This is a genomic window from Protofrankia sp. CiP1_Cm_nod4 (genome assembly GCF_982290645.1).
In genome coordinates this window covers 14,082-24,998 of record NZ_CEVIVC010000072.1, presented here as the reverse complement: position 1 = coordinate 24,998, position 10,917 = coordinate 14,082, and the positions used below count along the sequence as shown (strand labels likewise).

Annotated in this window: 8 protein-coding genes; 6 read left to right on the top strand and 2 right to left on the bottom strand. The window is 72.6% G+C overall.

Annotation, left to right across the window (positions count from 1 at the left end; all coding sequences use genetic code 11):
* Window positions 1–211 precede the first annotated feature (211 nt).
* Window positions 212–673, bottom strand: coding sequence for a regulatory protein RecX (locus tag AC5LSR_RS14770; protein ID WP_250291260.1), 462 nt, complete (start codon window positions 671–673; stop codon window positions 212–214).
* A gap of 525 nt (window positions 674–1,198) precedes the next feature.
* On the opposite strand from AC5LSR_RS14770, the gene AC5LSR_RS14765 reads away from it, so the two are divergent.
* The 6 genes from AC5LSR_RS14765 to AC5LSR_RS14740 all read left to right on the top strand — a co-directional run bounded on the left by AC5LSR_RS14765 (window position 1,199) and on the right by AC5LSR_RS14740 (window position 9,061).
* Window positions 1,199–1,681, top strand: a complete 483-nt coding sequence (locus AC5LSR_RS14765) for an NADH-quinone oxidoreductase subunit B family protein (RefSeq protein WP_250287511.1) — start codon at window positions 1,199–1,201, stop codon at window positions 1,679–1,681.
* Window positions 1,678–3,777, top strand: a complete 2,100-nt coding sequence (locus tag AC5LSR_RS14760; protein WP_493468580.1) for a proton-conducting transporter transmembrane domain-containing protein — start codon at window positions 1,678–1,680, stop codon at window positions 3,775–3,777. Before AC5LSR_RS14765 ends, AC5LSR_RS14760 begins: the two co-directional genes overlap by 4 nt.
* A complete protein-coding gene (locus AC5LSR_RS14755; protein WP_250282044.1) occupies window positions 3,774–4,727 on the top strand; it encodes a respiratory chain complex I subunit 1 family protein in 954 nt (317 codons plus the stop codon). The genes AC5LSR_RS14760 and AC5LSR_RS14755 overlap by 4 nt, the downstream gene beginning before the upstream one ends.
* Window positions 4,728–4,788: 61 nt before the next feature.
* Window positions 4,789–5,448 carry a hypothetical protein gene (locus AC5LSR_RS14750; RefSeq protein ID WP_250282043.1) on the top strand — a complete coding sequence of 220 codons (660 nt, stop codon included), beginning with the start codon at window positions 4,789–4,791 and terminating at the stop codon, window positions 5,446–5,448.
* A complete protein-coding gene (locus AC5LSR_RS14745) occupies window positions 5,448–7,241 on the top strand; it encodes a proton-conducting transporter transmembrane domain-containing protein (protein WP_250282041.1) in 1,794 nt (597 codons plus the stop codon). Before AC5LSR_RS14750 ends, AC5LSR_RS14745 begins: the two co-directional genes overlap by 1 nt.
* A gap of 104 nt (window positions 7,242–7,345) precedes the next feature.
* Complete coding sequence (locus AC5LSR_RS14740; protein ID WP_250282039.1) at window positions 7,346–9,061, top strand: hydrogenase large subunit; 1,716 nt, start codon at window positions 7,346–7,348, stop codon at window positions 9,059–9,061.
* 654 nt (window positions 9,062–9,715) lie between these two features.
* Here AC5LSR_RS14740 and AC5LSR_RS14735 read toward each other — a convergent pair.
* A partial coding sequence (locus tag AC5LSR_RS14735) for an EamA family transporter (RefSeq protein ID WP_493468579.1) occupies window positions 9,716–10,917 on the bottom strand: 1,202 nt, incomplete at its 5' end.

Below are 10,917 nucleotides of genomic sequence, written 5' to 3'. Positions count from 1 at the left end.
CCGGTGCCCGAGGCGGTCCGTGAGCGGATCATGGCCTGCGCCGACCTGGCCCAGCTGGATGTCTGGCTACGCCGCGTGGGCACCGCGACCACCATCGACGACGTCATCCACGACTGACGATCCTCGCTTGCCGGCGGTACGAAGGTACGGCTGAGTGATATAGCGTGGGGCTGACCAGGGCTTTCCTTGGGAAAGCTGGTTATCGAGGGGATCAGGGAAGGTCGCTGTTGCCGCCCAGATTATCGATCATGCGGCGCAGGACGTTGAGTGCCGTCACGTAGTCGGCCGTTGCGATGCCTTCGTGCGTCTGTCCGTGAGCGCGCGCGGTGCGCTCCCTGGCGCGCAGCAGCCCAGCCTCCCCAACTCTGGTCAGCGCCAGTGAGCGCGTCAAGGCGTCCTCCGTCATCCATCCTCGGGTGATCAGATCGTCGAAGACGTCGTCGAAATCGATTCCGAGATCGTCGAACGGGGCCAGTCGCTCGACGAGCTTCGCCCGGCTCCACGCGCCGGGGGCACCGGCGACATGGTTGAGCGTCCACCAGTGCGGCTGGGTGAGATCTTCCGTGGCCAGCTCCGTACGGATGCGCCCGACCACCGCGCGGTACGCCTCACCGCTCCAGTAGCCGATGGGCTGGGAGGCAAGCTCCCGCTCGGAATACTCCTTCATGATCATAAAAATCCCCTCTCCGATCCGCCGGAAAAACATGATCATGCTGGGAGTTCAACCGCGGTCGAGGTCAAGGCATCCCCGCGACGCGGAACATCATCCGGACAGGCCTGCCGGGCCAGGGTTCGGCGGACGGTGGACGGCGGGGGTACCGGCGGCTCTTGGCATCTCCTTCAGTTGCTAATGTTTGCAATTGGTAAGGTCGGCGTGCCGTACGTGAGGCCGTGTCTGCATGCGGGGGAGACGCGGCCCACGGGGTGACTGCGGCCCGACGGACGCACCATCCACCGACGGCATGACCATGGCGGCGCGAAGCGTGTTGACACAGGTCATGGCGACACGGGTCGCGGACGCAGATCACAACGGTGTGGACCGCGGCAGCACCGATCGTGCCGTGGCAGCACGGCGCGTGACGGTGTGGATCGCGGCGTCGTCGGTTGCTCCGAAACAGCACGTACAGCACCCGACGCAACGTCTGGTCACCTTCCGCTCACCAGGAAGGACGTCGTCACCGAACATCAGGAGCATGTGGTGAATCTGCTGCGTAAGATCCGCGACACCGGGCGGGTGGCCGAACAGGCCCCGCCGGCGCCGCGGGCGGAGTGCCCACCGGCGGCCCGCGGGCTCGCCGGCTCGGTACAGGTGCGATGCGTCGATGCCGGGTCCTGCAACGGGTGCGAGATCGAGATTGCCGCCGCGTTCGGCCCGGTGTACGACGCCGAGCGGTACGGGGCGCGCGTGGTGGCGTCACCCCGGCACGCGGACGTGCTGCTGGTCACTGGGCCGGTGACGCGCAACATGGCCGAGCCGCTGCGCCGCACGGTGGAGGCGACACCACGGCCCCGGCTGGTGATAGCGGTGGGTGACTGCGCGCTGAACTGCGGGGAGTTCGCCGGCGGCTACGGCGTGCAGGGCTCGGTGGCCGACGTGGTGCCAGTGGACCTGCAGGTGCCGGGCTGCCCGCCGGAGCCGGACGCGATCGTGGCCGCGCTACGCACCGTGACTCGCCAGTGAGCGGTCTGGTCGGGCCGGCACTGGCCACCGCCACCGGGCTGGCCGGCGTCGGGGCGGTGGCCGGGGCGTTCACCCCCGAGCGGGTGCGGCCGGCTCTGGTGGGGGTGTGCACCGCCGGGGTCGGCGTGGCCGGGCTCACCGCCGGGCTCGCGGCGCTCGCCGGTGGCGGCGGCACCAGCGGCGGTGGCGCGCCGTGGTCGGCGAGCCTGCCCGGCCTGCTGCCGCTGGCCGGGGTGCATCTGACGGTGGACGCCCTTTCGGGGCTGTTCATGGCCGTCTCCGGCGCGGTGGTGGCGCCGGTGGCGCTCTACGGGATCGGTTACACCGGGCACGGGGTGTCCGCCCGCGGGGTGCAGGCGGTGTTACCCGTCTTCGCGGCCACGCTGCTGCTGGTGCCGGCGGCGTCCAGCGTGTCGTCCTTCCTGCTGCTGTGGGAGCTGATGGCGGTCACCTCGCTGCTGCTGGTGCTGGCCGAGCACCGGTCGCGGGCCGCGGTGCGCGACGCCGGGGTGTGGTACGCGGTGATGACGCATCTGGGCCTGGTGGCGCTCCTGATCGCCCTGGCGCTGTTCGCGGCCCGCGCCGGCGGTGAGACGTTCACTGCGCTGCGCGCGGGCGCGGGCGAGGTGCCGCCGGCCGTCCGTAGCACGGTCTTCGTGCTGGCGGTTGCCGCGTTCGCGTCCAAGGCGGGCACGGTCCCGCTGCACGCCTGGCTGCCGCGGGCGCATCCGCAGGCGCCCAGCCACGTCTCGGCGCTGATGAGCGCGGCCATGGTGAACCTGGGCGTCTACGGGGTGATCCGCGTCGGGTTCGACCTGCTCGGGGGCGGGCCGCGCTGGTGGTGGCTGGTGCTGCTGGCCGCCGGGGCGGTCTCGGCGGTGTACGGGATGTTGCAGGCGGCGATGGCCACCGACGTCAAACAGCTGCTGGCGTACTCGACGAGCGAGAACATGGGCCTGGTCCTGATCGGCGCCGGTGCGGCGGGGATGTTCGCCGCCGCCGGGGAACGGCCCCTCGCCGCCCTGGCGCTCGCCGCCGCGTTACTGCACGTGGTCAACCATGCCGCGTTCAAGGCGCTGCTGTTCTGCGCGGCCGGGTCGGTGCTGCGGGCCACCGGCGTGCGTGACCTGGACGCGCTGGGCGGGCTGCGGGCCCGGATGCCGGTGACGGCCGGGCTGTTCGCGGTGGGTGCGCTGGGGGCGGTGGCGCTGCCGCCGGGCAACGGGTTCGTCAGCGAGTGGCTGCTGCTGGAGTCGCTCGTGCACGGGCTGGGGGTGCCGGGGACGGCCAGCGCGGTGGCGCTGCCGCTGGCGGTCGCCGCCATCGCGCTGTCCGCGGGGCTGGCCGCCGCCACCTTCGTCAAGGCGCTCGGGGTGGGGTTCTTCGCCCGCCCCCGCGGCGCCGAGGCCGCCTCGGCGCGGGAGAGCCCCCCGGTCATGCTCGCCGGGATGGGGCTGCTCGCCGCCGGCTGCGCCGCCCTGGCGCTGGTCCCGGGGACACTGGCCGGCGGCCTGTCCGACGCGGTCGCGGCGACCGGTGTGACCGGGCCCGTCGGGCCAGCCGGGGCGGCCGGCCCCGGCCCGGCCGGGGCGGACGTCGGGCGGGCGCTGCCCGGCGGCGGGGTGGACGTCCGGCTGGACCGGCTTGCCACGACGCTGTCGCCGTTGTGGGTGGCGGCGGCGCTGGCGGCCGCGATACTCGCCGTGGCGACGGCGACGCGCCTGCTTACGCGCCACCCCCGTCGTGTCGGGGCCGAGCTGTGGGACTGCGGCGGCGGCGCGCCGAGCGCCCGCATGCAGTACACGGCCACCTCGTTCGCCGAACCGTTACAGCGTGTGTTCGACGACGTGCTCGCGCCCGAGCAGGACGTCGACGTCACCCCGACCCGTGAATCGGCCTACCTGGTCGAACGGGTCCGCTTCCAGCGGAGGATCCCGGACCGGATCGAGTACCGCCTGTACCGGCCGGTGCTGGCGGCGCTGGCCGGGGCGGGTGTGTCCGCACGGAAGCTGGCCAACGGCAGTGTGCACCGCTACCTCGGCTACGGGTTCTGCGGGCTGGTCGCCGTCCTGCTGGTGCTGGCGGTGACCCGGTGAGCGCGGTCGGGACGGTGGCGGTACTCGCCCAGATCGTCGTCGTGGTTGCCGGGGCGCCGCTGCTGACCGGGCTGATGCGGCAGGTGCGGGCCCGGATGGAGGGACGCGCCGGCGCCGGCGTCGGACAGCCATGGCGGGACCTGCGCAAACTGCTGCGCAAGCAGCCCATCACCCCGGTGGGCACCGGCCCGGCCTTCCGGCTGGCGCCGCTGCTGCTGGTCGCCACCACCCTCGTGGTCGCCGCGCTGGTGCCGCTGGCGTCCACCGCCACCCCGGTGCGTGACAGCGCGGACCTGCTCGTCGTGGTGACGCTGCTGGCGCTGGGCACGGTGATCCTGGCGCTGGCCGGCCTGGACACCGGGACCGCCTTCGGGGGCATGGGCGCGTCCCGTGAGATGACCGTGGTCGCGCTGGTGGAGCCGACCATCCTGCTGTCGGTGGTCGCGCTGTCGATCCCGGCCGGGTCGACCAACCTGCCCACCATCGTCGCGCACGGCGTCCACGACCCGGCCCGGCTGGCCTCCCCCGCCAGCCTGCTGGCCGGTGTCGCCCTGGCCGTGGTCACCCTCGCCGAGACCGGCCGGCTGCCGGTGGACAACCCGTCCACGCACCTGGAACTGACGATGATCCACGAGGCGATGATCCTGGAGTACGCCGGCCCGGATCTCGCCCTGATCGAGCTCGGCGCCCAGATGCGGCTGACGGTGCTGCTGGGCCTGCTCACCAGCCTGTTCGTCCCCTGGGGGATCGCCACCGGCACTGCGGCGGCGGCCCTGCCGCTGGCGCTGGCGCTCTTCGCCGGGAAGGTCGCCCTGCTCGGCGCCGGGCTGGCCGCGGCCGAGGTGTTCTGGGCGAAGATGCGCCTGTTCAAGGTGCCCGAGCTGCTCACCGGCTCCTTCCTGCTCGCGCTGCTCGCCGTCGGCGCCTCGTTCTTCCTACCCGGAAACTGAGCCCGCCCATGATCCTGTCTCGCCGCCCCGCACCTCGCCGCCCCGCACAGGGTGGGCCACGATGAGCACCGGTACGTACACCCAGCTGCTCGACCTGGCCTGCGGGGTGTTCCTGCTTGCCGCCGTGCTGGTGCTGTGGCGCCGCGAACTGACCGCGTTCGTGCGCCTGTTCGCCGTCCAGGGGGTGGCGCTGGCCGCCATCGCCGCCCTGTCCGGCATCCACGAGCACCGGTTCGAGTTGCTGGCCGTGGCCGTCGGCATCCTGGTGCTGCGCGCCGGGGTGCTGCCGTACCTGATGCGGCGGGTGCTGGCCACCAGCGGGGAGACCCGGGAGACCGAGCCGCTGGTCAACGTGGCGGCCTCGCTGCTGACCGCCGCGGCGCTGACCCTGCTCGCCTACGCCGCGGCCCGCCCGCTGGTGGAGCTGGCGCCCAGCCCGGCGACCCGGGCGCTGCCGGTCGGCCTGGCCGTGGTCCTCATCGGCTTCTTCACCCTGGTCACCCGGCGCCGCGCACTCGCCCAGGCGGTCGGGTTCCTGCTGCTGGACAACGGCATCACCGCCGTGGCCTTCCTGGCCACCTCCGGCGTGCCGCCCATCGTCGAACTCGGGGTCTCCTTCGACGTGCTGCTCGCCGTCCTGGTCCTGCAGATCCTCACGACCCGGATACACGCCACCTTCGGCGGGACCGACATCGACGACCTGCGGGAGCTGCACGACTGATGACCTTCGCCGCCGCAACATCCGCCGCCGCAACGTCCGCCGCCTTGGCACCCGCCGCCGCAACGTCCGCGTCCGCCGCCTCGGCCTTCGCCGCCGCGGCACCCGCCGGCACGACGTCCGTCGCCGCCACGCTGCTGCTGACCGCCCCGGTCGCGGCCGCGCTGGCCACCGCGGCCGGCTACGCCGTGCTCGGCTGGCGGCCGGCCACCGCCTGGGCGGGTCTTGTCTCCCCCGCCACGATCCTGGGCTGCGCGGTCGTGCTGGCCGTCCGCGTCCCCGGGCACGGGCCGGTCACCGGCTACGGCGGGCTGGCCCGCGCCGACGCCCTGTCCGCGTGGATCCTGCTGGTCATCGGCGCGGTCGCGGTCCTCGCCTGCGCGGCCAGCCCCGCCTACCTGGCGGCGGAGAACGCCGCCGGGCACACCGACGCCCGCGGCGCGCGCCGCTACGGCATCCTGGTGCACGCCTTCCTGGCCGCGATGGCCGTCGCCGTCCTGGTGGCCAACCTCGGCGTGCTGTGGGTGGCGATCGAGGCCACCACCATCGTCACCGCCTTCCTCGTCGGCCACCGGCGGACCCGCGCCTCGGTCGAGGCCGCCTGGAAGTACGTCGTCATCTGCTCCGCCGGGATCGCCCTGGCCTTCCTGGGCACCATCCTGATCTACTACGCTGCCCGGCAGGCCGGCATCTCGGAAGCCTCCGCCCTGGACTGGCCGGTGCTCGTCGCCCGGGCGCACGAGCTGGATCCGGACGTCACCCGGATGGGTATCGCCCTGGTCATCCTGGGGTTCGGCGCCAAGGCCGGGCTGGTGCCGCTGCACGCCTGGCTGCCCGACGCGCACAGCCAGGCCCCGGCGCCGGTGTCGGCGCTGATGTCCGGGGTGCTGCTGGCGGTGTCCTTCACCGCGATCCTGCGCTACAAGGTGATCGCGGACGTGGCACTGGGCCCCGGGTTCGCCCGCACCCTGCTCGCCGGCGCCGCCGTGCTCACCCTCGCGCTGGCCGCCGCCCTGCTGCTCGGCCAACGTGACTACAAGCGCATGCTCGCCTACTCCAGCATGGAACACATGAGCCTGATCGCGCTCGGCGCCGCCACCGGCACCCGGCTGGCGATCTCCGCGGTGCTGCTGCACATCGCCGGCCACGGGCTGGCCAAGAGCGTCGCGTTCTGCTCCAGCGGGCACATCCTGCACCTGCGGCACACCACCCGCATCGGCCGGGTCCGCGGGCTGCTGAGCCAGGCGCCGGTCCTCGCCGCCGCGTTCGGCCTGGCCGTGCTGGCGCTGCTCGGCTTCCCGCCGTTCAGCCTGTTCGCCTCCGAACTGGCCATCGCCCGCGCCGGTTTCACCGGGCCCGCGGGGCTGGGCTGGGCGACCGCCGCCGCGTTGGTGCTGGTGCTGGCCGCGTTCGCGGCGATGACCGCCCGCACCGCCCACATGCTGCTGGGCCCCGCCCCCGGCCAGAACGGCGGCGCCGCCGCCACGCTGGTCCAGAAAGACACGCCGGTCCAGAAGGACGGTGCTGCCGTCGCCGTGCCGGTACATGACGGCGGCACCACGACCGCCATGCCGGACCAGGATGCCGCCACCGCCATGCCGGCCCGGCACGGCGGTGGCATCGCCGCCGCGCCCGTTCAGGACGGCGGCACCGCTGTCACCGTGCCGGTGCGGTTCGGTGCCGCGGTGTGGGTGCCGCTGGCCGTCGGGCTGGCGGCCTGCGCCGCCCTGGGCGTCAGCGACGTCCCCCTGAGCAGCCTGCTGTCCACCGCCGCCGCGATCACCGGAGGGCCCTGACACCCATGCGTCCCGACCCGACCTCCCGCCCCGGCTCCGGTCCCGACCGGCCGCGCACCGGTCACAGCGGCCATACCTCCTGTGACGGCCACACCACTCGGACCATGATCGACACTGGGATCGCCGAACTGCCCCGGCGGGTCCGCGAGATGCTGGCCGACGGCCACCGCCTCGCCCTGGCCGCGGCCCACCACGACGGCGCCGACGCCCCGGGCGGCCCGGCCATCCGGGTGGTGTACCTGTTCGTCAAGGGCCCGCCCGACTCCCGCGTCGAACTGCACGTCCGCCTCGACCCGGACACCCCGGCGCTGCCGAGCCTCGCCCACCTGTCCTTCCCCGCCGGCCGGTTCGAGCGCGAGATGCGTGACCTGCACGGCATCGTCCCGCTGAACCATCCGCTGCCCCGCCGGCTGGTGCGCCACCCGCACTGGCCCCGCGGCTGGTATCCGATGCGGCCCGACGCCGGCCCGCCGCCGCCGTTCGCCGAGCCCGAGGGCCCCTTCCCGTTCCTGACCGTCGAGGGCGACGGCGTCTACGAGATCCCGGTCGGGCCCGTGCACGCCGGACTGATCGAGCCCGGCCACTTCCGCTTCTCCGTCGTCGGCGAGACCATCCTCAAGCTCAAGGCCCGGCTGTGGTTCGTCCACAAGGGCATCGAGAAGCTCTTCGAGCGGCGGGACGTGGCGCGGGGGCTGCCGCTGGCCGAACGGATCAGCGGGGACACCGCCGTCGGCCACGCGCTGGCCTACTGCCTCGCCGTCGAGGAGGCCACCGCCACCGCCGTCCCCGAGCCGGCCCGGCGCGCCCGGGCGCTCCTGCTCGAGCTCGAACGGCTGCACAACCACGTCGCCGACCTCGGCGCGCTGTGCAACGACGTCGGTCACGGCATCCTCAACGCCCAGGCCCAGCGCGTCCGCGAACAGCTGCTGCGCCTCAACCAGGAGGTCACCGGGCACCGGCTGCTGCGCGGGGGTGTCGTCCCCGGCGGCGCCGCCGTCCGCGCCCTGCCGGATCCGGCCCGCATGCGCGCGATCGGCGACGACATCCGCGACATCGTCGCCCTCGCCCTCGGCCACAGCACCGTACGTGACCGTTTCGCCGGCGCCGCCCGCCTCGACGGCCGCGCCGCCCGCGACCTGGGCTGCCTGGGCTACGTCGCCCGGGCCAGCGGCGTACGGGTGGACGCCCGGCAGGCCCATCCGTTCCTCGACTACGGCGATGCCCTCACCGTCCCCGTGCACACCAGCGGGGACGTGCTGGCCCGCTTCCTCATCCGGGCGGAGGAGATCGACGTCTCCCTGGCCCTCGTCGAGACGCTCGCCGCCGGCCTGACCTCCGGCGTCACGCGCGCCGAGCTCGCTCCCGGGCCCGCGTCCAGGTCCGCCCACGGTCTCGGACCCGGGCCGGCGTCCGCTCCCGGGCCCGCGTCCGGGGCCGGCCGGGACGACCTCCCCGGCCGGCCTGGTCCGCTCCTGAAGCCCGGTTCGGACGCGGATCCAGGCTCGGGCCTGGGCCCCACCGGCCGGCTCCCCGGCCCCGGTGCGGGTGTGGGCCCGGGCGGTCCGGACGTGGGCCCGGGCGTAGGTGCCGGTTCGGGGACGGGCATCGCCTCGGGCGTGGGCATCGTCGAGGGCTGGCGCGGCACCATCACCACCCGTGTCGAGCTCGCACCCGACCGTACCCTGGCCCGGGTGAAGGTCGTCGACCCGTCCTTCTTCAACTGGCCCGCCCTGCCCATCGCCCTGGCGGACACCATCGTCCCCGACTTCCCCCTGACCAATAAAAGCTTCAACCTCTCCTACGCCGGCAACGACCTGTGACCGTGGGCCGCCGTCCGAAGGCCGCTCAAGCGGTCGCGCAACGGACAGCGGCCTTCAAGCGTTTCCGCAGGCCACGAACCCCATCCGGAAAAACACCGACCAAGATCCACCGTATCCCGAAACGGGATACGGAAACAAAAGCGATCATGTTAACGAGTGTGTAAGTGGCTGCTCCAGCAGCCACTTACACACTCGTTCCGGGTGAGGCGCAGATTTCCGCAGGATTGAACGCTAAGAATTGATCTTGTCTGTCTCGGTGCCCGGGTCAGAAGTCGCCGGGAGGAGTTCGACGGCGCGGCGGCGGTGGGGCGATCTTGACGCGGGGTGATGTCGGTTCGTGGGCCTGTCCTCGCCCCTGGGCCGGCCGGGGTTGCCCGGCTCTCGCCGACATGCCGTAACCGGGTGACCGCAGACAGGAAAAATATCACCATTGGTGTCGTGGCTGACAACAACCGAGATATGTGGTCCGCAGGCCGCCTGCGTGGCCTCGCCGTCCTGATCCTGGCAGTGTCAGTGGTCATCGGCGTCGTGGTGGGGCTTACGAAAGGCGCCCAGGCGGGCGCGAGGTGCGCCACCGTTGTAGGAATAGGCGCAATCGTCTTGTTCGCTGTCGCTGATCATCGACGGGGATGAGACGACGCACCATAGTCATGATCATGCGTCCGGATCGGCGGTGGGATCCCTGTACTCCTGTGGTATGGGGGTCTCCGGCCCTTCGCTCTTGAGATCATCGTCGGTGGGTGGCCGCGGTGTCGCTGGTCGTTGAAGGCGTCCAGGGAGCAGCCGGTTGATCATGGCGGGTTGGCTGTCTGGCCGTCGGACCGGCTGCTTCGGATATGCGACGGTCGTTGCCTTGGGTGTGCGCTGTGCACTATCGGGGTCCTCGTTGCCGCCCAGGCTGGTGGATGGATGAGCCGTTCGGGTTGGGGGTTGCTGTACGGCTGGTGGGACGTGCGGAGGGGGCATCTGGGTTCGCAGGTAGAGGACGGCCGCGATGAGAACGGCTGCGCTGATGAGCTGACGCAGGTTGAGGGATTGACCGAGCCAGAGCCATGCGAGGACGACACCGAAGACGGGTTCGAGAGCGGTGGCGGCGGAGGCCGCCTGCGAACCCGCCCGGGCGACACCCCACGAGAACAGGACGAAAGGTACGAGGGTGCCGAGAATGCCGACGAGCAGGACGTTGGGGAGATGGCGGGTGTCGGTGAGGATGCGTGGCCAGCCCTGCGGGGCCTGGATGATCACCCAGGCGAGTGCGGAGACGGCGAAGGCTCGGGCCATGGAGGCAGCCGCGCCGTAGGCACGGCTGGAGCTTTCGCCGAGGACAGAGAACGACGCGACGGCGACCGCGGTCAGCAGGCCGTAGGCGAGACCGGTCAGACTGATCCGGCCGGTTCCGGCGGCCGGAAGGTCGGCGACGAACGCTACCCCGAGGATCATGATGGCCAGCGCGATGGGCACCGTCGCCGATGGCCGCTTGTGCTGGGCCAGCAGCGTCCACAGAACGACGAGGGCGGGAGCGATGTTCTGCAGCACGATCGCCACGGCGACAGGTAGGCGCGCGATGGCCAGGAACAGGGCGGCGTTGGCGGTGCCGACGGCCAGTCCGAACACGAGGGTGTGTCTAAACCGCGGGGGGTTCTCGCTGGTGGGGGTCCGATCGCCGGCGCGGGCGTGCCAGAGGTAGCTGAACAGGCCAAGTCCCACGGCGGTGATGTAGGTGCGTGCTTCCACCAGCTCGAGGGGCGCGACTCCGGCGCGGAACAGTTTGCCGGCGACGGTGGCGCCGAACGCCCACAGAACGGTCGCCGCGGTGACAGCGAGAAACCCGACCTGGCGCTGGGAGCGGCCGGCCC

Bases quoted from the DNA above. Each gene is read 5' to 3' on its own strand.
- AC5LSR_RS14745 (WP_250282041.1), top strand. From the start codon at position 5,448: ATGACCTTCGCCGCCGCAACATCCGCCGCCGCAACGTCCGCCGCCTTG.
- AC5LSR_RS14750 (WP_250282043.1), top strand. From the start codon at position 4,789: ATGAGCACCGGTACGTACACCCAGCTGCTCGACCTGGCCTGCGGGGTG.
- AC5LSR_RS14740 (WP_250282039.1), top strand. From the start codon at position 7,346: ATGATCGACACTGGGATCGCCGAACTGCCCCGGCGGGTCCGCGAGATG.
- AC5LSR_RS14770 (WP_250291260.1), bottom strand. From the start codon at position 673: ATGATCATGAAGGAGTATTCCGAGCGGGAGCTTGCCTCCCAGCCCATC.